Below are 21784 nucleotides of genomic sequence, written 5' to 3'. Positions count from 1 at the left end.
AGCTTAGGAATTTTTTAGTTGTTCAAAAAGTTCTTTCTGCTTCTCGGTAAGGTTGGTTGGCAGTTTCACTTCATAGGTTACAAAAAGATCTCCATGTTCTCCTTCTTTTTTATAGACAGGAAAACCTTTTCCCTTCAGTCTTACGGTGGTTCCTGTCTGGGTTTCCGCTTTTACCTTAAGGTTTACCATTCCTTCCAGGGTATTTACATTCACTTCTCCACCTAAAACAGCGGTATACAGATCAATTGTCACCTTAGTTTTCAGATCATCCCCAATTCTTTCAAAGTTCGGATCAGCCTTGATATTGAAAGTGATATACAAATCTCCGTGAGGACCGCCATTGACGCCCGGGTTTCCGTGTCCTTTCAGTTTGATCTGCTGACCATCATATACTCCTGCCGGAATTGTGATTCTCACTTTCTTTCCATTAATATCAAAAGTTTGCGGATGGGTTTTTGCTGCATCTCTCAGATTCAAATTCAATTCTGCTTTGATATCATTTCCTTTGAATTTTCCGGAAGCTCTTCCTCGTGAGCTTTTACCAAATCCACCGCCTGAACCACCAAACATATCTTGGAAGAAATCTGAAAAGTCTTCTCCTTCACCAAAATCAGCACCGGAGAATCCGCCGCCATAATTTTGTTTCTGATATTGTCTTTGCTGCTGTTGTTGGGCTTTTTCGTATTCTTCACCGTGTTTCCAGTGTTCTCCGTACTTGTCGTATTTAGATCTGTTTTCTGGATTGCTGAGCACTTCATTGGCTTCATTCAATTCTTTGAACTGCCTTTCTGCTTCCTTATCATTAGGATTAAGATCAGGATGAAGTTTGCGGGCCTGTTTCCGGTAGGCCTTTTTGATATCATCTTGTGTTGCGCTTTTATCTACGCCTAAAATTTTATAGTAATCTATATAAGCCATAGAAATGAGGTTTACCCAAATTTATGAAATTTAGGTCTGAAAATTGTATAACAAAATGTTAAAAATAAACCTATCTTTGATAAAAAGCACCACATGAAAGAGGTACTGAAAAACTACTCCGGAATCATATTTTTACTTTTGGGAATCACTATTGGAAGCATCATTGGAATTGTTGCTCCCGGTTTTGTGGAATACATAAAACCTTTGGGAGATATTTTTCTTAATCTTCTTTTTGTGAGTGTAGTTCCTTTGGTATTTTTTGCTGTATCCAATTCTATAGCTTCTCTGGAACAGCAGTCTAAATTTGGAAAGATCATCCTTGTGATGTCTCTTACCTTTTTATTCTTTATTCTTACGGCAGCTGTTTTTACCATCTGTGCTGTATATCTTTTCCCGGTTTCAGGAGTCTCAGGGAGTTCTGATATCATTTCTGAAGCGGCGAATGATGATACATGGGGCAATAGAATTGTAAGTTTCTTTACCGTGGGTGAATTCACAGAGCTTTTCTCAAGAAGAAATATGCTGGCTCTTCTGGTATTTGCATTTCTGACAGGATTTGCGGCCAGAAAGACAGGCGAAAAAGGGCAGCCATTCAGGGTTTTTATTGCTTCAGGATATGAAGTGATGAAAGAACTTCTTTTATTGGTCATGAAACTGGCTCCCATAGGTTTGGGTGCTTACTTTGCTTATCAGGTATCAACTTTAGGACCACAGCTTTTTGGGTTTTATGCTAAACCTTTAGGGCTGTATTATGTTGCAGGAATCATTTACTTTCTGGTTTTCTTTTCTATTTATGCTTTTATGGCGAATGGACAGAAAGGAGTCAAAAGTTTCTGGACCAATGCGATCTACCCTACTCTTACAGCCATAAGTACCTGCAGCAGTTTTGCAACAATGCCTGCCAATTTACAGGCAGCATCAAAGATCGGAATTCCGAACTCTATTGCCAATCTGGTGATTCCTATCGGGACTACCCTGCATAAAAACGGATCTTCTATGTCTTCTATCATCAAGATCTATGTGGCATTTCTGATTATTGGAAAAGATTTCTTTGATCCGGCCAACCTGCTTCTGGCTTTGGGAATTACGGTATTTGTAAGCATTGTAGCTGGAGGTATTCCTAATGGCGGATATATTGGTGAGATGCTGATGATCTCCGTGTATAAACTGCCTCAGGAAGCGATTCCTGCTGTGATGATTATAGGGACTCTGGTAGATCCTTTAGCCACGGTATTGAATGCTGTGGGAGATATAGTGGCAGCCATGTTTGTCAATCGGTTTGTAAAGGTCTGACACTAATTTTTAGCTATTTTTTTCTATAAAATGAACTTATTTTTCAAAAATATAGGATTATATGACAGCTCCAGAGTAGAGGTCAATATCAGTAAACCTGAATTGATTCAAAGGTTGTTGAAAATCACTTATAAAACCAATACCTCCTTTATATCATTGGAAAAAGATTCCACAATTCCTACAAGATTTGAATACAGAGGAATGATTGAGGAAAACAGTTTTACGATCAAAAGAAGGAGACGTTTATTTGATATCAATAACAACAGTCCAGTATTTCATGGAACTATTTCGGATGAAAATGGAAAATCATCAGTCTCTTTAGAATTTTCCCCTTCAGGTTTTCAGATTGTTAATCTGATTCTTGTTTTTTGTTTTTGCTTACTCGCGATTTTTGTCAATATAGGAGGAGATCGACAAAGTTTTATGTTTTTGGCTGTGGCTTCAATCATAGCTGTTTCTCAATATTTCATTCTAAAAAGAGCTATTTCAAGAGGTAAATATGAATTTGAAAGAGAGCTTATTTACATTGCTCAAAAGCCTTAATTTCTTTTAAGCCCAAGATTCTATTCACTGCGTTTTACAGGTTCCAGGTTTTCATATTCATCAGGAGTGAAAAGTCTGTAGTGAACTTTAAAGGTTTTTCCCAAAGGAGTTTCCAGAGAGAAACCACCAGGCCCGAAGCCGTCTGTAACATCTAATGTAAAATGTGAATATTTCCAGTATTCAAAAAGATCCCGGTCTATCCAGAACTCATATCCATTAATGGTTCCTATCATTGCATCGTTCATCCGGGGGAAAAATCCTCCTTTTTCAAAACACTGTGGCTGCGTACCTTCACAGCATCCTCCTGCCTGATAAAACATGAGCGGACCATATTGGTCTTCAAGTTTCCGGATTACTTCAAGTGCATGTTCTGTTGCAGAAAGTCTAGATATTTTTGCTTCCATTATTTTTATTTTAGCTTATTAGAAGCCTTATTGTTATAAAAAGATCCCGGCAAAATAAATCCAGCCGGGATCAGCAACACATCATCAATTAATTTGAGCCGGCAATATCCAAAACGATTCTGCCGTCAATCTGTCCTTTTTTCATTTTATCGAATACATTATTGATGTCTTCCAGTTTTGCGGCAGTAACAGTAGCTTTTACCAAACCTTCATTGGCAAAATCAAGTGCTTCCTGCATGTCTTTTCTTGTTCCTACAATAGAACCTCTCACGGTGATTCTTTTTAAAACCGTTTCAAAAATCGGAAGTTCAAAAGAGCCGGGAGGAAGCCCGTTCAGAGCAATCGTTCCTTTTCTTCTCAAAACATCTATTCCCTGCTTGAACGCGATAGGTGAAACAGCTGTAATCAATGCACCGTGCATCCCGCCGACTTCTTTATGTAAATATTCTCCAGGATCTGTATTTTTTGCATTGACTACCAGGTCAGCTCCGAGTTTTTTTGCCAGTTCTAATTTATCATCTGCAACATCTATGGCAGCAACATGCATTCCCATTGCTTTGGCATACTGAACTGCTACGTGTCCCAGCCCACCGATTCCTGAAATGGCTACCCATTCTCCTGGTTTTGTTTCTGTTTCCTTCAATCCTTTATAAACCGTTACTCCGGCGCATAAAATAGGAGCAATCTCCAAAAAGTTAGCATCAGACTTCAAATGTCCTACATATCTAGAGTCTGCAATAACATATTCTGCAAAACCACCATCCACACTATAACCTCCATTTTTTTGAGCTTCACAAAGGGTTTCCCATCCTGTGATACAATAATCACAACATCCACACGCACTGTACAACCACGGAACTCCCACAGCATCTCCTTCTTTTACAAAAGCCTCAGGTCCGCAGGCTACAACAATACCTACCCCTTCATGTCCTGGAATAAGCGGCATCTTTGGTTTTGCGGGCCAATCACCATCTACAGCATGTAAATCTGTGTGACAAACCCCGCAGGCTATTACTTTGACAAGGACTTCATATCTTCCAGGTGCTCTTACGGGTACTTCTTCAATTTTCAGGGGCTGACCGTAGCCCTGAACTACTGCCGCTTTCATTGTTTTTGGGATCATATCTTATTTTTTGGATTGAGTTATTTTGGATTATTAGTTGTTATCACCTGAGGTAAACTGACAGCTGTAAATCTTGATGCTGTCTTTATAAAGTCAATCATTAATAGAGTATTATATCAAATGACTGATATTTCCCTGCGTGAGGGATAGTAAGGGCGGCGAGGAACGAGCCGGTGCGAAATGAAATGGAGCACCGAAACGAAGTGCAGCCCTGCATAGCCCGACCGTTTTGCCCTGGATAAAGCCAAGGCAATCGGGCACGTCCTAAATAATATTAAAAGAAACCTAACTTATTCTTGTTGTAAGAAATCAGCATGTTTTTGGTTTGTCGGTAATGGTCAAGCATCATTTTATGATTTTCTCTTCCTATTCCTGATTGTTTGTACCCTCCGAAAGGCGCTCCTGCAGGGTAAGAGTGATATTGGTTCACCCATACTCTTCCGGCTTCTATCTGACGAGGAATATTGTAAAGCTGGTGCGCATCTCTTGTCCAAACTCCTGCACCAAGCCCGTAGATAGTATCATTGGCAATTTTTACTGCATCTTCTTCATCTTTAAAAGTCGTAAATGCCAGCACCGGACCGAAAATTTCTTCCTGGAAGATTCTCATTCTGTTATTTCCTTTGAAAATCGTCGGCTGAATATAGTATCCGTCTTCCAGATCTTCTCCAAGATGGTTGACTTCTCCTCCTACCAGAACCTCAGCTCCTTCTTCTACTCCCAATTGAATATAGGAAAGGATTTTATCTTTCTGAATCTTTGAAGCCTGCGCTCCCATCATCACAGTTTTGTCCAGTGGATTTCCTACTTTGATGGCTTTTACCCTTTCGATCACCTTTTCAATAAAGGCATCTGCAATATCTTCCTGAACGAGTAATCTTGAAGGACATGTACAAATTTCTCCCTGATTAAGGGCAAAAAGAACGGCTCCTTCTATCGCTTTATCTAAAAATGCATCATCGGCATCCATCACAGAGTTGAAGAAAACGTTTGGTGATTTTCCTCCCAATTCCAAGGTTACCGGAATGATGTTTTCTGTTGCGTACTGCATCACCATACGTCCTGTAGCGGTAGATCCTGTAAATGCTGCTTTTGCCACTTTCGGATTGGTCACTAAGGCTCTTCCAAGCTCTGCACCAAATCCGTTAACGATATTAATAACACCCGCTGGTAAAAGGTCACCGATAAGTTCCATTAACACCATAATAGAAACTGGAGTACTTTCTGCTGGTTTCAAAACCACACAGTTTCCTGCTGCCAATGCTGGAGCCAGTTTCCAGACAGCCATAAGTATCGGGAAATTCCATGGGATGATCTGAGCGATTACTCCCAGAGGTTCGTGAACGATCAGAGATACGGTATCTTTATCCAGTTCGTTATGAGATCCTTCATCAGCACGGATAACGGAGGCAAAATACCTGAAATGATCAATTGCCAAAGGTAAATCTGCAGCCAGTGTTTCTCTCACAGCTTTTCCGTTATCTATCGTTTCTACGATAGCAAGATATTCCAGATTCATTTCTATTCTGTCTGCAATTTTGTTCAGAATAATACTTCTTTCTGTAGAGGATGTATTTTTCCAGGTACGGAATGCTTTTTCTGCAGCATCTACAGCCAGTTCCAAATCTTCTTTGGAAGAATGGGCAACCTGGGTAAAGTTTTTCCCATCCACGGGAGAGACTACATCAAAATACTGCCCTTTAACGGGTGGAGTGAATTTTCCATCAATATAATTATCATATCTGCTTTTGAACTCCGGGCGCTGTAAAAGTGTCGTTGATCTTGGTTCTGTAATAGTGCTCATATTAGTATTGTTTTTATTTTTTCGATAAAGCCAAATTACAGTAAGATGCCCAAAAGAGTATAGCACAATCCTATAAAAAAAGTGTAAAATAATGCAAGGGCTTCAATTTTAGTATTTTATTAACAGCAACGTACTCTCAAATTTTCTATATTTGAGTTACCTCCTTTTCAAAAAAATTTAGAAATGAATAACAATAGTAAGATTTTATTAAATACTCCTGAATTACGTAAGGAAAGCCAACTATTGAGTCTTGTTGAACACCAGACGAAATTCAATCTAAACAATTGTGAATTCAGTATTTATGAGACCCATAAGACTGCTTTTGATGTAAAACTTCATTTTGAAAACATTGCATTCACCGCCATGCTGAGAGGTAAGAAACATATGAAGCTGGATAATAAGACCAATTATTTTGATTATTATCCGGGGGAAAGTATTCTGGTCGCTCCGGGAGAAACCATGGTTATTGATTTTCCTGAGGCTGATGAAACCCCTACCCAATGTATTTCTTTGAGCCTTAATCCTGATTTTATAGAGGATTCTCTTAATTATCTTAACTATCACCTTCCCAAAGTGGATGAAACTTCGCAATGGAATATTCAGCTGGATGAGTATTTTCTGTTTAACAATAAGGCACTAGCTTCGGCTACCAATAATATTATGAGAATTGCCATGGATGATAATTCACAAAAGGATATCATGGCTGATTTTGCACTGAAGGAACTTCTGATCAGACTGATGCAGACCCAGGCAAGAGGTATGGTAGAAAAAAATATTGTTAAGAATAAATCCAGGATAGGCTTTGTAGTAGATTATATTAAAAGAAACCTTCACCAGAAACTATCTATTGACAGTATTGCAAAGCTGGCTTATGTAAGTAAATCTAATTTCTTTAAAATGTTTAAAGATGAACTGGGAACTTCCCCAAATGATTTTATTCTTCAAGAGAGAATCAACAGGGCAAAAGAATTATTAGCCAGCCAGACCAGCATCAAAGAGACGGCCTATCAAACAGGATTTTCAGATACAAACTATTTCTCCAGAGTATTTAAGCAATTGGAGGGAGTAACTCCGAAAAATTATCAAGACAGAATGATTCTGAGATAATCTATTGATAAGTGCCTACAAAAAAAGAGCCCCATAAATGGGACCCTTCTTAAAAAATATATTAAAATTAAATCTTAATACTTGTCATTCTGCTTAATATTCGGGTTGGCCTGAATAGCAGTAATAGGAATTGGCCATTGCCATTTGAAGCTTCCAGCTGCAAGAGTCTGTGCAACTGAAGGCGTACCTGTACCGTCGAAAAGATCTCCTTTACCTGATCTCTGAACAGGAAGGTTTAATCTCTTCAAAGTATACCATCTGTCATTTTCAAATGCAAGCTCCAGTCTTCTTTCTTTTAAAAGAGCATCTAAAAGAGCCTGCCCTGTTTCTGTACCAGGAGTAAATGAAGAATATCTTTCTGTTCTTAATTTATTTAATAAAACAAGAGCTTGTGCACCATTACCTGATCTGTAATATGCTTCTGCAACGTTTAGCAATACTTCAGCTCCTCTTAAATATCTTACCGGAACTATATTAGATGGCAAACCAGTAATACCTGCATATTTTGTAACGTGGTTATATTTTTGTCCGCTATATGTACCCGTAGTGAAGTAAGCCCCTTTTCTAACGTCATCTGATGTATAGGCTGTATATAAATCGTAATCTACAACAAATTCTGATCTTAACGCTGGAACAGATTGATTGTAAGCCACTCCTACAGTATTTTGCTCAGCCGCAGAATTCGATACCTGGAATAAAACTCCATCATTAATATCTCCTTCTTTTTCTTTCCAGATTTTGTAGAAATTAGATTTTTGAGTAATACTTGGCGAAATTCCCAATGCCAATTCACCATATTTGATAGTATTAGCATAGTCACCTTTATAAAGGTTTACTCTTGATAATAATCCATATATAGCAGCTTTGCTTAATCTTCCTTTATCAACATCGTTCTGAGTGATATTATCAACAGCAAATGATAGATCTGCTATAATTTTATCATATACCTGATCAACTGTCAGGTTTCGGGATGATGTATTATTTAAAGGAGCATATGTTTCTGAATAATAAATCCCGATAGAGTTTTTAGCTTCTGCAGATTGAGTTGGGATTTGTGAATATGCTCTTACAATATCAAAATGAGCGATTGCTCTAAGCGCTCTTGCCTCAGCTTCCATATTCGCTTTCTCTGTTCCAGATAATACACCGTTATTGATATATTTCAAAACAAAGTTAGTTCTGCTGATTACAAGATAAGCAGCACTGTAAAGTCCTGTTGTCTGTGAATTATCTGAAGAAAATTCGAAGTTTGATGCTGCAAAATTGGTATTTCTTCCTGTAGTTGTACGAACTAAGTTATCAGTCGTAAGATCTCCCATGATAAGTTGGTTTCCTGTATCACTTGTATAGTAACCTCCTCCTTTAAGAGCTGTATAGGCACCATCCATAGCCTGTCTGAAGGTCTCAGGTCTCGTCATCGCCTGCTCCTGATCTTCATTGATTGATGAGATTTGATCTAAATTTCTGTCGCAAGACGTTAACGATACAAAGGCAGTTAACGCAGCTAAACTTATTTTTATTATATTCTTTTTCATAAAGCTATTCAATATTAAAATTCTAATTGCAATCCTACCAGGATTGTTCTTACAGCAGGGTAAGTATAAAGATTGTATGATCCAGGAACAAATAGTGATGTTGAATCAGCAGATCCTACAGAAACTTCAGGTTCTCCGTGGAATTTAGTTACTGTAAATAAATTCTGCCCCTGTACGTATGCTCTAAGCTTATTGATTGGTGAACCTTCTCCAAGGAATGCTTTATCAAATGTATATCCTAATGTAAGTGATCTTAATCTTAAATAATCTGATTTTTCAATCCACTGATCGGAATCACGCATCCCATTGGAGTCCACTTTTTGGAATACTCCTGTGTCTCCTGGATTTTGCCAAACCTGCGCAGCAGACTGAGCCATATTTCTACCTGCAACAGCCAATGTTGGATCAACAGCAGCAGCATACATATTATTATAAGTATATCCACCTAACTTGAATGCGAAATCAGCACTGAAATCAAGCCCTTTGTATTGAACTGTAGTTCCGAATCCACCAAAGCTCTTCGGGAAAGGAGATTTATCTGTTAAAGGAACAGCATTTGAAGCACTGTAAACATCAGTAACATTTCCAGCTTTATCATAATATAATGCTTTTCCGTTACCTGGATCTACTCCAGCAAATCTAACATTATAGAATACATAAGGAGATTCTCCTACTTTTAAATAAGTATCGCCTAAGTTTCTTTCAGTCTGACCATCTGCTAACTTATCAAGAACTGACTTCTGGAAAGAGATATTAGCATGTAAATTCCACTGGAAATCTTTCTGTTTGATTACATCTACACTAAGTTCAACCTCAAGACCTTTCTGAGACATATCTCCTGCATTGATATACTGATAGTATCCTCCTTCTTGTTTATCCAAAGGCACAAGCTGTACGAAATCTTTTCTCTTATTCTTATATACTTCTACGGATCCACGAACTCTTCTGTTCCACATTGTGAAATCTACCCCTAAGTTGGTAATTGCGTTAGATTCCCATTTCAGATTACTGTTACCAATAATATAATTACCTAGTGAAGATGTTCCAGGGTACGAAGTACCATTAGGACCATATAATCCATAGCTGATATTATTAACATTATAATAATCTGGTAAAGTACCATCATTACCTGTTGTACCGTAAGATCCTCTAAGCTTTAAATCATTAATAAAGCCACCTTTCATAAAGTCTTCCTTCGCGATATTCCAAGCTGCACTTGCAGACCAGAAAACACCACTTTGGTTATTCACACCAAATCTTGACGAAGCATCTCTTCTCAATGATCCTGTAACCAAATATCTACCTTCATAGTCATAGTTTAGTAAACCTGCTAAACTGAACAAAGTATTTCTTACTTTAACCCCAGTAAACGTATTTCTGTCAGATGGTGTCGTAATAGATGGAACATTTATTACCGGAGACTTCAATCCGTAAGCTCCACCGTTCATTGTTTCGTTGTAGTTATCGTTATATTCGATAAATCCTAAGAAATCGAAGTTGTGGCTTCCGAATGACTTTTTATAATTAATGGAGTTATTCCAAGTATAGTTAAATGTATAAAATGAATTTTTATTCAATGAACCTGTTGGAACTTTGTTAACTGTAATATCAAGGTTTGAACCTTTTTTCAACCACTGAGTTCCCATGTACCAATCATAAAGACCATTGAAATTAGTTTTAAATTTCAGTCCATCAATAATTTTATATTCAGCGAATAAAGTTACCGGAATTCTCAGTCTCTGATCATCTAATCTATAAGTATTGATCTGCTCAACAACGTTAGAACCAGCTCTCATTGTTTGGTTATAACTTCCGTCAGCATTATAAATCGGCTCATATGGAGCATATTTATACATGGCTCCAAATGGGTTCTGTGTATTGTTTCGATCTCTAAAATTCTGTGTAACCTGATACTGGAATCCAAGATTAATTCCTACGTTCAGTTTTTCACTCAATTTATTGGTAAACCCGAAGTTACCTGTATATCTCTTAAGTCCGTCTATATCTCTGATAATCCCATTGTCAGAATCATATCCTAATGAATAATAGAAAGTACTTTCTCTGGATCCACCCTGAGCGCTGAATAAGTAAGACTGGATGCTTGAAGGCTTCAACAGATCTTTTTGCCAGTTGTGATCAAAGGCAGCAAGTCTGTCCATTTCCTGCTGAGATCTTGGCTTAAATCCAAGGTATCCCAACTGATTCTGGAAGTTCATTAACTCCCTAGAATTCATCATGGTATAGTTATTGTCCTTCAATCTCTCACTAAAACCGAATTTAGTTTCAAATGAGTAATGAGTTTTTCCGGCTTTTCCGGCTTTAGTAGTTACTACCACTACCCCGTTTGCTCCTCTCGCACCATATTGTGCTGTAGCAGCCGCATCTTTAAGAATTGAAATTGATTCTACATCTGCAGGGTTGATTGCACTAAACTGTCTTGCAGTCATATACATACCGTTTACTACATAAGTAGGCTCTGAAGAACCACCAACACCAGCAATCCCTCTTACCTGAATTGTAGCAGCAGCACCTGGCTGCCCGGTAGTACTTTGTACAAATACCCCTGAAGCTCTACCCTGTAAAGAGTTACCAATAGATGTGGTAGGAGAGTTTCTTCTGATTTCATCACCACCAACAACAGCCTGAGCCTGGGTAATTTCATCTGCTTTTTTCTTCTGGTATCCAGTAACGATTACCTCATCGATCTTATTCTCCTTCAGAACAGAATCATTCTTAGATTTTTGCGCAAAAGCAGCTTGTCCTAAAAAAAACAAAGCTCCTGCACTTAATACATGTAACTTCACATTCATATTAACAGATTTTAATATATTCAAGGGACAAATATGTCAATAAATATCTGTAACATCAATTCATTAAACCCTCAAAACTGGCTTCCAGAGCGGAGAAATTCACATCCATACTAAAAAAATGATAGAGAATCATTTTAATTGTATTTAAAAAATTAACAAAAAATAAGTCAATTCAAACATTAACGGAATTTTAATAAATTTTAAAATTAAAATCAATTTACACTCATTTAAAACAAATGATTAAAAAAATAAACCTTAAATGATTTTATTAATGAAAAAAATAAAATAAACCAATTCTTGATTTTAAGGAAAATGGAGAAAAAAACGCCTTATTTTCTTAAATTTTATAAAAAAAATACACCTTTACAATCAGATAACCCCTGTTTTAAGATAGTCTCATTGAGATTAAGATTAAAAAACTGTTAATATACTATATTCAGACTTCGGTTGAAGCCTGTAAAATTTTCATGGATATTCACTGTCTTTTCCTAACTGTTTTAGTATTACATTTAAAAATAACTCAACTATAAAAATGAGGAAAACTCAACGTATTTTTAAAGCGATAAAAAACTAAAGCACCCCAAAATATGAGATGCTTTTATATATTAAATTTATAATAATCCTACTTCTGATAGCTATAATATCTAGCTCCAACTAACACTGGGTTTTCAGTCTCAATAGAAACAAGCCCGAACCCTTTGTACTCTCTGTTTACAGATTCTTTCAGTTGCTTTCTGTGAAGTTTTTCATAAGTTTCAAAATCCACAGCCATTCTCTGGTGCAGGTTTTCGAATACATTCCATTTTTCTACTACTGTTCTCCAGTTTTTGGAAACCTTCCCGGTAAATACTTTTGATTTTGAACCGCTTCCATAGCCTACAAAGCCAATTTCTTCTCCTGAAAGTTCTTCATTTTCGTTAAAAGAGGTTTGTAACGCAGAAAGAAATGCCATAAAGACAGAAGCGGTGTACATATTTCCTATTTCGGAAGAAGCCCTCTGTGTCTTTTCTATTTTATCACTGATTAATTTTAAATAGTCTTCAGACTTTGCAACAGCTTTCTGCTCTTCAGCTGTTTCATAGGCCAGACCATTCTCAAGACTGTAAATTTCAGTAAAAACTCTTTTCCCATGAAAAGCATATGGAAGGTGGAAAATAATGTATTTCCAGTTTTCATAAGGTTTTTCCTGTCCTGTTATTTCTTTATAGTGATGGTAAGCTTCTTTTATTCTATCCTGATAGCATTGGTTAGAATACTGTCCGTCAAAAACAGGTTCATCCGTAAAAATTTCAATTTTTTCAGGATATGTTTCCGGAGCACTATTCAAGTCTTTTTTATTATAGATTCTTCTTGGTTTAAAAAAGTCAAAGACACTTTCTGAAGCAACTCCCCAGTTATTTTCAATTTCAAGGAGATCTGGTTTTGAAGAAATCAAAAGAGCAACTGCACCTCCTCCCTGTGTATATTCACCTGAAGAAGCCAATTCATATTTAGCATAATCACTGGCAATCACTACTGCTTTTTTATCCGGATTCACTCTTACAAAATCCAGTGCATTATGCAGTGCATCTATACCTCCTACACAAGCAAAGGTCATATCAAGAACATCACAGTTTTTGAAACATCTGGTTCCAAATTCTTCTTCCAGTACTTTTTCTACCATCTGTACAGCATAAGAAGCAGTAGGTTTTGCAGCATCCACTGCACTTTCCGTCCCCAGATACACTCTTGCTATTTCTTTAGGATTGATGCTGTAATCTTTAATTAATTTTAATAATGCTTCTGCCGCAAAGGTTGCTGCATCTTCATGGACATCAGAAAGTCCCATTTTATGTAGTCCTAATCCCTTCTCCAATTTCGCCGGTTCTATTCCCCTTTTTTCTGCTAAATCCTTAATCTCCAAATATAAACCAGGCACATAATAGCCCGCTGCTTCAATTCCAAAACTCATAATTGTCTAAATTTTAAACGAATTTATGAAAGATAATGCAAAAAACAGCGGTAAAAAATGCTGATTTTTGTAATATTATTAAAAATCAATCTGCCTGACCTTATGTTTGACAATTGACATTCACTTCTGATAAAAAGAAAGCCAGCAAATGCTGCCGGCTTATCTATTATTTATAGTTTTCAATTGCTTTGTTGATGACATCAATCTGTTTATTGATGCTCGCTGCATTTTGTGGATTCTGTTTCAGCAGTTCCATTTTTTTGCTTAAGCCATCTTTCAGCATCTGAACCATCATCATTTTGGCCTGTGGATTGTTTGCCATCTGATTCTTGGCATATCCTGCTATTTTCGTTATGCTTTCCGTTGCTTTCAGATTATCGGAAGTCATTATCCAGTTGAAGCCATCCTCCGCAGCTTTTCCCACTTCCGGATTTTGGAATTTAATAAATGGATAAAATGTGGCAAGAGGGGCAATATTCTCAATTTGAGAAGTAATCCTATTCTTTACAATTATCGGAAGCAATTGCGCCTGCAATTCATCAGATGCTCCTTTCATATCAATTTTATCCGCCAGCCCGTTTGCTCTTGACGGATCAATAGAAAGAAGTGCACTCATTGAATTTCCTTTCACAGCATTTGAAACCGCATTGATCCCTTTTTCAAATAAAGGAAGGTATTTTTTGTCTTTTGTTTTTCCTAAGGCAGCAATAGCCGCAGCCTGAGTTAATGTTTTAGGATCATTCGATGCCAGTTTTTCAACTTCAGCACCAAGTGCTTTCATCTGTTCAGGATTGGTAAGGTCCATTAAACCTAAAGCTTTTATTCTTACTCTAAAGAAAGGATCTTTCAATGCTGCAGCTAATAATTTTATTACCGCAGGGCTTTTTCCAACCTGATCTTTGATTCCCGTTAAAGCTTTATATCTGCTTTTGAATTCCTTAGAGTTTGTAAACTGCATCAGGTTCTGTTCCGGAGTTTTGGTCTCTGTAATATCTGCCAGCAACACTCCATCAGCATTAATATTGATCAGATCCGGAGTCTTGGAGACATCAAAAGTGAATATATTTTTTGCCTCCGCATTTACCCATACATTATATCTTTTAGGTTTTCCGTTGTCGTATACATCTATAGCCAAAGGAAATTCAAATGGTTTTTCCTGAGTTTGATCAATAGTTACCGCTACCTGTTTTTTCACGGGTTCAAATGTAAATGAGTAGTTAAGTTTCGGGTTTCCGCTTCCAAAATACCATTGATTGAAGAACCAGTTCAAGTCTTTCCCTGATACTTTTTCAAATGATAGTCTCAACTGGTGTGCTTCTGCATTCTGATATTCGTTCGTTTTCAGATAATCATTCATTCCAGCAAAGAAAGCATCATCTCCAAGATAGTTTCTCAGCATATTCAAAATTCCCCCTCCTTTCTGATAGGTTACCAGGTCAAAAACATCTTCACGGGATTCATAATTGAATCTAACGAGATTTTTATTAAAGTCGGATGGATTATGAAGATAGTTATTCACATCAGTCATCAGGTGATAATCTGCCTGATCTTTTCCGTATTTATATTCATTCCAAAGGTATTCGGAATAGTTGGCAAAAGATTCGTTGACTGTAAGGTTGCTCCAGCTTTCTGCTGTAACGAGATCTCCAAACCAGTGATGGAACAATTCATGGGCAATGGTATCCTCCCATGTATTTTCATCAATAAGTTTACCCGGTTTCTGAAGAATGTCACTTCCGTGAAGTGTTGCTGTGGTATTTTCCATCGCTCCACTTACATAATCTCTGCCGGAAATCTGAGCATATTTCGCCCATGGATAATCATAGTTCAGTTTTTTGGAGAAAAATTCAATCATTTCCGGAGTATTTCCGTAGATCTGCTTAGCATAAGGTTCGTATTCTTTTTCGATATAATAATCAACCGGAATATTTTTCCATTTGTCTTTTACAATGGCATATTCACCTACTCCCATAAAGAAAAGATAAGTAGAATGTCTTTTATCCATCACCCAGTGATCTGTTCTAAGTCCGTTGGATTCTTTTTTAGATTCCTTCAGAAGACCATTGGAAAGGGTTACATATTTATCAGGAACCGTCATATAGATTTCCTGTGTTGTCTTTTGATTGGGTTTATCAATAGTTGGAAACCATGCGGAGGAGGATTCCGTCTCTCCCTGTGTCCAGATTTGTGTAGGCATATCCGGATCTGTTCCCTGAGGATTGATAAAATAAAGTCCTTTTGCATCATTGATAGCCATACTTCCCTCCTGTTTTACCTCATTCGGACGGGATGTATATTTGATGTAGACTGTATAATCCTGATTTTTCTGGTATGTTTTGTCAAGACTTATTTTCAGGACATCATCTTTGTATTCATATTTCAAAGGAGATTTCTTACCGTTATTATCAAGAGCAACTTCATGAATCAGCATTCCTTTTGCATCAAGTATAAGTTCGTTTGCAGCATAAAAATAAGGTGAGGCAGTAAGCCATTCTTCCCCATTCATCTGTTCTTTCTGATAATCGAAATTTACTTTCAGCTTTGTATGTTTAAGTTCCGTTACTTTGGTGGGAGTCGCTCTGTATACTTTTTCCCTTCCTGAAGTCTCGGTTTGTGCTGATACATTTGCGGAAAATAAAATCCCGAGTATAGCAATTGATAAAATGGCCTTTCTCATCTGTCTACTTTATTATTTTTTAGAATTATTTTTTAATGATTATATCAAAAATATCATTGACTAAGGTTTCATAGTCTCCTTTTTGAAGTTGTTCTTTGGTTTTTGCAAAAGCTTTTTTGAGCTCACTTTCGGGATTTTCGTCATCCACTGTTTCTGCTGAAGCGACTCCTTTCAATTGAAGTATAGCATTTTTCAGCGCTTCAATGTCTGCGTTTTCTTCAATATTAATTTTTAAATACTTCATGATTTACTTTTAAGCATTTGAAATTTATAATCTTCAACTCATTAAACTACCCTCTTTTCAAAGGATTGAATGAGCCTGAGTTGTTCTTTCAAATGTAAGAAACAATTGCTAAAAGAAAGTGTGCTTACGTGTTTATCTCAAGATAATTTGTGGTATCGACTACTTGGAGGATTATTTTTCTGTTTTTAGAATAGAATACGGCCTCACCATTTACTTTCTATCTGAAATGTAAACATGGGTTTTTGATAATACAATCACGTTCCGGACAACGAATAAGGTACAAACCGGACCAGTCTCAAATACTGGGGGAATAATTCAATATAAATGTTTTTGACATTTTGTTATGAAAGATAGCACAGCTATTAAGTGTATGCTTGATCCTACAGGTCAAACTGTCCTTATGTTTCAGAACTTATGAAAAAAGGAATGCCTTCTATTAAATTGAAAATAATAGAATGATGTTAATAAAAAAGATTCAGATAGTTATAGCAGGATATTAAATTGCTACAGGAGCTTTAATCCCCGGATGCGGATCATAATTCTCCAGAATGAAGTCTTCAAAATTGAAATCAAAGATATTTTTAACTTCCGGATTAAGCTTCATTATTGGAAGTGCTTTTGGCTCTCTTCCAAGCTGTCTGTTTACCTGCTCGAAATGATTATTGTAGATATGAACATCTCCGAAACTGTGAACATAATCTCCCACTTCCAGATCACAAACCTGTGCTACCATCATCAACAGTAATGCATAGCTTGCAATATTGAACGGTACTCCAAGGAAAACGTCAGCACTTCTCTGGTACAGCTGCAGGGAAAGTTTACCATCTGCTACATAAAACTGGAACAGGGCATGACAGGGAGCCAAAGCCATATTTGGTATTTCTGCGACATTCCAGGCGGAGACAATCAATCTTCGGGAATCCGGGTTCTTTTTAATCTGGTCAATTACTTCTGTAATCTGATCCACAACTTTTCCATCTGCACCGCTCCAGCTTCTCCACTGTGCTCCGTAAACAGGTCCCAAATCACCATTTTCATCTGCCCATTCATCCCAGATGCTTACTCCGTTATCTTTAAGGTACTTGATGTTGGTATCTCCTTTCAGGAACCAAAGCAGCTCATAAATAATAGACTTCAAATGCACTTTTTTTGTTGTAACCATGGGAAATCCTTTAGACAAATCATATCTCAACTGATATCCGAAAACACTTCTTGTTCCGGTTCCGGTTCTGTCGGTTTTATCAGTTCCGTTGTCTAAAATATGCTGTAAAAGGTCCAGGTAGTTTTGCATTTTGAATGAGATTTTAAGTTCCAAATTTAGTAAAAACCATTAAAAAAAGCACTCCTTTTTATGAATGCTTTTTATAGGCCTGATGTCTATTTTCTATTAAACAGTTGTATATCTGTCATCTAACCGATATTAATTTTACCATATATTTTCAATGGTCTGATGAATGGTATTGACAGTGAATGACTCTCCTTTTTTTTTACCATACATCACTTTTACTAAGGGAGATTCTGCAGAAACGGTCATTATTTTCTGATTTTCAAAGACAATTTCGCCCATTGAAGCAGAGATATAGAACAATCCTTTATTGGTTTTCACCAATGCACCGTTCTGAACTTTTTCTGAAGGCTCAGAAGTTATCTTCTGCAACACGGCCTGCTGACTCAAAACTTCGTTAAGCTGTCTCTGCAGATTATTAATTTCCTGCTGAATCATCTCTCTTCCGGTTTCATATTTATCACCCATCGAGCTTTTCGTATCGTTATTAGAAGCCCGTGTTTCAGCGATAAGATTTTCAAAATACTGGATTTTATCGGCCGCTTTTGCTTTAACTATATTGATTATTTCCTGTTTGTTCATTGTAATGATGGATTTTTATTCTAGGGCAGATAAAACCACCCAGTCAAAATCTATGATTTTGACACCCCTCCAGCGGAGGGGAATTGGGTACTGCTTAGTGACTATTCATGAAGGCATTAAAATATAAGCCGAAGATTTAAATATTATTTTTCAAATACGGCATAATCAGAAACCTTGAAACTGAAGTCTTTTCCATTGTTGAAATCTCTTTTTGTCTTGTCAAAAACATTTTTAAACGTTCCTGATAAATGATCGTCTTCAATTGAAAAGGTAACAGCTTCTTTTGACATATTCAAAACCACCAGTACTTCATCATTTCCATTTTTTCTTACATAAGCAAGAATTTTATCATTGGCTGTAGTATTAAGAAGATAAGTTGTTACGTTTGGATCTCCTCCTCTCAGGGACGGATTGGAAGCTTTTAAATCCAATAATGTTTTATAGAAATCAGCGGCCTGGTAGGTATTACTCCATTTGATAACATCTTTCTCGAAAAACTCAAGTCTTTTCATATTCGGAAGTTCCTGCCCTGAATATAATAACGGAACACCATTCCATGTTGCAGAAAATACTGCCATAGGTTTTGTGATGACTCCATATTTTTCATATTCGGTTCCGTTCCATGAGTTTTCGTCATGGTTTGCGGTAAACCAAGCTCTCATAGAAGTATCTCCGATATTGGAATACTGTCTCAGAAGATCTTTTAATTCCTGAAGAGGCTCATTCTTTTTGTAATAATCAGCAGATTTGTGCATCCATTTCCAGGAATAGCTGGCATCAAAAACCTTCCCATATTCAGGACTTTCCAGTTCATCGAATTCTCCCAGCCAGAAAAGAGGTTTTACTTTTTCCACTTCAGGACGGGCCTGTTCCCAGAAATCTACTTCTACCCATGAAGCAAGATCACATCTGAAACCATCGATATCGGTTTCCTGTACCCAGAATTTCATGGCATCTATCATGGCATGACGCATTTCCTGGTTTTTATAATCCAGCTCAATAATATCATCCATTCCGGAAGCAATATGGAATTTTCCGTCGGGATCTTTCTGATAAAACTCGGGATGTGTTTTTGTCCATACATGATCCCATCCTGTATGATTGGCTACCCAGTCTATGATTACTTTGAAGCCTAATCTGTGTGCTTCATTCACTATATCTTTAAAATCCTGCAGCGTTCCGAATTCGGGATTGATGGAAGTATAATCTGCCGCAGCATAAGGGCTTCCCATACTTCCTTTTTTATTCTGCTGTGCAATGGGGGTGATGGGCATAAACCAAAGGGTTTTTATTCCCATAGATTTCAGACGGGGCATTTCTTTTGCAAATGCTTTGAAAGTTCCTTCCTGAGTATATTGTCTTATGTTTACTTCGTAGATATTCGTATTATGTTTCCAATCTTTTGGCAGTTCTGTCATCTTCCTGGTATTTTTTTGAGTGGTACAGGAAACAATTCCCAGACCAATTACAGCTAACAAAATTAATTTTTTCATTAAACTATTTTTAACAAAAGTAAGGATTGTTTTTGGGGAAAGTACAAATTTCACGCATGAATAGATAGACTTTCCGGCAGTTAGCAGACATATCTATTTTTTTATGGTCAATTAAAAACAGATGAACATCTTTTTATATAAATACCTTAGCACTTTTGCAAAAAAAGCCCCGGATCAGAATCCAGGGCTAATATATTGTGTTGACTATCTTTCGTCGTCATTGTCTTCTTCATCATCAAAGACATCATCATTGTAGTCTTCTTCTTCCTCATCATCAAAGCTGTCATCTTCATCTGAAAAGTTTCCTCCTGATCCAAAGTCTTCATCGAAACCAAACTCATCATCCGCCAAAGGCATTGCTGATTTCTTTTTAGATCCTCCAGCACTTCCGTTTTTGCTAGGTGCCTTCAACGGAACGTTTCCGAATCTGTAGACTGTGATAGGGTAATTAACTCCTTTTGTTTCTTCAATGACTTCTACAAGTTCACAGAAGAATTCCCAAAGGTCAAGAAGCCCATATTGGAACTGTGCCTTATCGCCTACCCCTTCAAAAGCTTCATCAATGTAAACATCTGACATAATCTCACCATCACCATCATCACTCATATCTTCCAATGGGACACTTTTTACGATTGTTCCGTCATCTTCTAACAGATTAAAAGTAGAAAGCTCATCTCCCTGCAGACTGAATGCACTTTTAATTCCTAAGTGTAAGTTCCATAACGTTTGTTTTCCCTTAACTTCGACATCACGGAAAATATCTTCTTTCGCATCTAATATTACGCGGATTTTGTAAACCATATCAGTTTCTTAAATTACTTTTTTGCCTTTATAATTATGATAAATCTCTGGTGCAAATATATAATAAATGAGATGTGACAAAAAAATATTTCAGGATTTTTTAAATTATTTTTTTTCCTTACATTTTGCAGGAATTATTTACTTTTTTCAAGCATAAAACTGAATTTCGTACCTTCAAGGTATACGCTTTCTACGGTTATATTTTCGTTATGTGCTTCAAGGATGTGTTTTACGATGGCTAATCCCAGCCCGGAACCTCCTTCTCTTCTGCTTCTGCTGGTTTCTACACGATAAAATCTTTCGAAGATCCTTGGAAGAAGTTCAGACTTGATTCCCATTCCATTATCTATCACTTCTATCAGCACCTTATTTTTCAGGACACTGGTTTTTACGATCACTTTTGCTTCCTGTCTGTTGGCATAATGGATCGCGTTGGAGATAAGATTGATAAAAACCTGGGAAATTTTCTGTTTATCGGCTTCCACAAAAATTTGTGGATGAAGGGTCTGAATCTGTAATGTTGTATTTCGTTTTTCGGCTTCAAGGTCAAGCAGGTCGAAAATCTCTTTGACCAGAAGATTGACATCAAATTTCGAAACGGTAAGATTGATTTCGCCAGCTTCCAGCCTGTTGATCATATCCAGATCTTTTACAATGGCGATCAATCTTTCTACGGATATGTCTATCCTTTCCAGATATTTATCTCTTATGCTAAGATTGTCTACCCCACCGTCTCTTAAGGTTTCTACATATCCCTGGATAGAAAACAAGGGTGTTTTCAGTTCATGAGACACGTTACCGATATATTCTTTACGGTAGCTTTCCATCTCTTTCATCATATCAATTTCTGATACCTGCTGCTGATTGAGATCTGAAAACCTTTCTCCTAATTCTTTGATGGTAATATTTTCATCCTGATTCTGAACGATTTCCTGCGGCAGAAATCCGGAAAGACCTTTTACCTGTTTTCGGCTGTAATAATTGAAAAGAAGTTCCAATACCACACAGTTGATCATAAAGATCAGGATAATACAGATGAAAAGACCCGTTTTGAACAAAGGGGTCTTATAATAGATATCTTTCAGTGAATCGAAGACGACTACTAAAAGCAGCATTACCAATGTCAGCAGACAAGAGGCAACGAGTGTAAGTCTGTAAAATTTCAATTTTACAACGTTTTAATGATTGAACGTAAAGTTAAGATTCTAAAGTAA

At 37.0% G+C, this 21784-nt stretch carries 17 protein-coding genes; 3 read left to right on the top strand and 14 right to left on the bottom strand.

What is annotated here, in order from left to right; genetic code table 11:
- Nucleotides 1-3: 3 nt before the first annotated feature.
- Nucleotides 4-918, bottom strand: a complete 915-nt coding sequence (locus GFU89_RS09825; RefSeq protein WP_318846959.1) for a J domain-containing protein — start codon at nucleotides 916-918, stop codon at nucleotides 4-6.
- Between the two features lie 93 nt (nucleotides 919-1011).
- Between GFU89_RS09825 and GFU89_RS09820 the strand changes: the two genes are divergently transcribed.
- Complete coding sequence (locus GFU89_RS09820) at nucleotides 1012-2211, top strand: dicarboxylate/amino acid:cation symporter (RefSeq protein WP_318846958.1); 1200 nt, start codon at nucleotides 1012-1014, stop codon at nucleotides 2209-2211.
- A 30-nt stretch (nucleotides 2212-2241) separates the two neighbouring features.
- Nucleotides 2242-2754, top strand: coding sequence for a hypothetical protein (locus tag GFU89_RS09815; RefSeq protein WP_318846957.1), 513 nt, complete (start codon nucleotides 2242-2244; stop codon nucleotides 2752-2754).
- Between the two features lie 20 nt (nucleotides 2755-2774).
- Here GFU89_RS09815 and GFU89_RS09810 read toward each other — a convergent pair whose 3' ends face one another.
- From GFU89_RS09810 to GFU89_RS09800, 3 genes are all read right to left on the bottom strand, one after another.
- Nucleotides 2775-3158, bottom strand: a complete 384-nt coding sequence (locus GFU89_RS09810) for a DUF779 domain-containing protein (RefSeq protein WP_318846956.1) — start codon at nucleotides 3156-3158, stop codon at nucleotides 2775-2777.
- Nucleotides 3159-3246: 88 nt separating this feature from the next.
- Nucleotides 3247-4281: an alcohol dehydrogenase AdhP gene (gene adhP / locus GFU89_RS09805; protein WP_318846955.1), complete on the bottom strand. Its 1035-nt coding sequence runs from the start codon at nucleotides 4279-4281 to the stop codon at nucleotides 3247-3249.
- Between the two features lie 274 nt (nucleotides 4282-4555).
- Nucleotides 4556-6085, bottom strand: coding sequence for an aldehyde dehydrogenase family protein (locus GFU89_RS09800; RefSeq protein ID WP_318846954.1), 1530 nt, complete (start codon nucleotides 6083-6085; stop codon nucleotides 4556-4558).
- Nucleotides 6086-6268: 183 nt separating this feature from the next.
- On the opposite strand from GFU89_RS09800, the gene GFU89_RS09795 reads away from it, so the two are divergent.
- Complete coding sequence (locus tag GFU89_RS09795) at nucleotides 6269-7192, top strand: AraC family transcriptional regulator (RefSeq protein WP_318846953.1); 924 nt, start codon at nucleotides 6269-6271, stop codon at nucleotides 7190-7192.
- Nucleotides 7193-7266: 74 nt separating this feature from the next.
- Here GFU89_RS09795 and GFU89_RS09790 read toward each other — a convergent pair whose 3' ends face one another.
- From GFU89_RS09790 to GFU89_RS09745, 10 genes are all read right to left on the bottom strand, one after another.
- Nucleotides 7267-8727: a RagB/SusD family nutrient uptake outer membrane protein gene (locus tag GFU89_RS09790; protein ID WP_318846952.1), complete on the bottom strand. Its 1461-nt coding sequence runs from the start codon at nucleotides 8725-8727 to the stop codon at nucleotides 7267-7269.
- 14 nt (nucleotides 8728-8741) lie between these two features.
- The gene (locus GFU89_RS09785; RefSeq protein ID WP_318846951.1) at nucleotides 8742-11537 is read right to left on the bottom strand and encodes a SusC/RagA family TonB-linked outer membrane protein; all 2796 of its coding nucleotides are present in this window, start codon (nucleotides 11535-11537) and stop codon (nucleotides 8742-8744) included.
- A gap of 622 nt (nucleotides 11538-12159) precedes the next feature.
- Nucleotides 12160-13488 (bottom strand): hydroxymethylglutaryl-CoA synthase family protein, encoded by a 1329-nt coding sequence (locus GFU89_RS09780; RefSeq protein ID WP_318846950.1) that lies wholly within the window; start codon nucleotides 13486-13488, stop codon nucleotides 12160-12162.
- Nucleotides 13489-13654: 166 nt separating this feature from the next.
- Nucleotides 13655-16165, bottom strand: a complete 2511-nt coding sequence (locus GFU89_RS09775; RefSeq protein WP_318846949.1) for a M1 family metallopeptidase — start codon at nucleotides 16163-16165, stop codon at nucleotides 13655-13657.
- 25 nt (nucleotides 16166-16190) lie between these two features.
- Nucleotides 16191-16409: a hypothetical protein gene (locus GFU89_RS09770; RefSeq protein WP_318846948.1), complete on the bottom strand. Its 219-nt coding sequence runs from the start codon at nucleotides 16407-16409 to the stop codon at nucleotides 16191-16193.
- 496 nt (nucleotides 16410-16905) lie between these two features.
- Nucleotides 16906-17700: a thymidylate synthase gene (locus GFU89_RS09765; protein ID WP_318846947.1), complete on the bottom strand. Its 795-nt coding sequence runs from the start codon at nucleotides 17698-17700 to the stop codon at nucleotides 16906-16908.
- Nucleotides 17701-17835: 135 nt separating this feature from the next.
- Complete coding sequence (locus tag GFU89_RS09760; protein ID WP_318846946.1) at nucleotides 17836-18276, bottom strand: hypothetical protein; 441 nt, start codon at nucleotides 18274-18276, stop codon at nucleotides 17836-17838.
- Nucleotides 18277-18419: 143 nt separating this feature from the next.
- The gene (locus tag GFU89_RS09755) at nucleotides 18420-19769 is read right to left on the bottom strand and encodes an alpha-amylase family glycosyl hydrolase (protein ID WP_318846945.1); all 1350 of its coding nucleotides are present in this window, start codon (nucleotides 19767-19769) and stop codon (nucleotides 18420-18422) included.
- A gap of 204 nt (nucleotides 19770-19973) precedes the next feature.
- Nucleotides 19974-20570 carry an IS1096 element passenger TnpR family protein gene (locus tag GFU89_RS09750; protein ID WP_318846944.1) on the bottom strand — a complete coding sequence of 199 codons (597 nt, stop codon included), beginning with the start codon at nucleotides 20568-20570 and terminating at the stop codon, nucleotides 19974-19976.
- 134 nt (nucleotides 20571-20704) lie between these two features.
- The gene (locus tag GFU89_RS09745; RefSeq protein WP_318846943.1) at nucleotides 20705-21736 is read right to left on the bottom strand and encodes a sensor histidine kinase; all 1032 of its coding nucleotides are present in this window, start codon (nucleotides 21734-21736) and stop codon (nucleotides 20705-20707) included.
- Nucleotides 21737-21784: the final 48 nt, after the last annotated feature.

Source organism: Chryseobacterium sp. JV558, from assembly GCF_033712365.1.
Taxonomy (GTDB): domain Bacteria; phylum Bacteroidota; class Bacteroidia; order Flavobacteriales; family Weeksellaceae; genus Chryseobacterium.
This window is presented reverse-complemented; position numbering and strand designations above follow the sequence as displayed.

Bases quoted from the DNA above. Each gene is read 5' to 3' on its own strand.
- GFU89_RS09760 (WP_318846946.1), bottom strand. From the start codon at position 18,276: ATGAACAAACAGGAAATAATCAATATAGTTAAAGCAAAAGCGGCCGAT.
- GFU89_RS09750 (WP_318846944.1), bottom strand. From the start codon at position 20,570: ATGGTTTACAAAATCCGCGTAATATTAGATGCGAAAGAAGATATTTTC.
- GFU89_RS09790 (WP_318846952.1), bottom strand. From the start codon at position 8,727: ATGAAAAAGAATATAATAAAAATAAGTTTAGCTGCGTTAACTGCCTTT.
- GFU89_RS09815 (WP_318846957.1), top strand. From the start codon at position 2,242: ATGAACTTATTTTTCAAAAATATAGGATTATATGACAGCTCCAGAGTA.
- GFU89_RS09755 (WP_318846945.1), bottom strand. From the start codon at position 19,769: ATGAAAAAATTAATTTTGTTAGCTGTAATTGGTCTGGGAATTGTTTCC.
- GFU89_RS09795 (WP_318846953.1), top strand. From the start codon at position 6,269: ATGAATAACAATAGTAAGATTTTATTAAATACTCCTGAATTACGTAAG.
- GFU89_RS09765 (WP_318846947.1), bottom strand. From the start codon at position 17,700: ATGCAAAACTACCTGGACCTTTTACAGCATATTTTAGACAACGGAACT.
- GFU89_RS09780 (WP_318846950.1), bottom strand. From the start codon at position 13,488: ATGAGTTTTGGAATTGAAGCAGCGGGCTATTATGTGCCTGGTTTATAT.
- GFU89_RS09785 (WP_318846951.1), bottom strand. From the start codon at position 11,537: ATGAATGTGAAGTTACATGTATTAAGTGCAGGAGCTTTGTTTTTTTTA.
- GFU89_RS09825 (WP_318846959.1), bottom strand. From the start codon at position 918: ATGGCTTATATAGATTACTATAAAATTTTAGGCGTAGATAAAAGCGCA.
- GFU89_RS09820 (WP_318846958.1), top strand. From the start codon at position 1,012: ATGAAAGAGGTACTGAAAAACTACTCCGGAATCATATTTTTACTTTTG.
- adhP (WP_318846955.1), bottom strand. From the start codon at position 4,281: ATGATCCCAAAAACAATGAAAGCGGCAGTAGTTCAGGGCTACGGTCAG.
- GFU89_RS09810 (WP_318846956.1), bottom strand. From the start codon at position 3,158: ATGGAAGCAAAAATATCTAGACTTTCTGCAACAGAACATGCACTTGAA.
- GFU89_RS09775 (WP_318846949.1), bottom strand. From the start codon at position 16,165: ATGAGAAAGGCCATTTTATCAATTGCTATACTCGGGATTTTATTTTCC.
- GFU89_RS09770 (WP_318846948.1), bottom strand. From the start codon at position 16,409: ATGAAGTATTTAAAAATTAATATTGAAGAAAACGCAGACATTGAAGCG.
- GFU89_RS09800 (WP_318846954.1), bottom strand. From the start codon at position 6,085: ATGAGCACTATTACAGAACCAAGATCAACGACACTTTTACAGCGCCCG.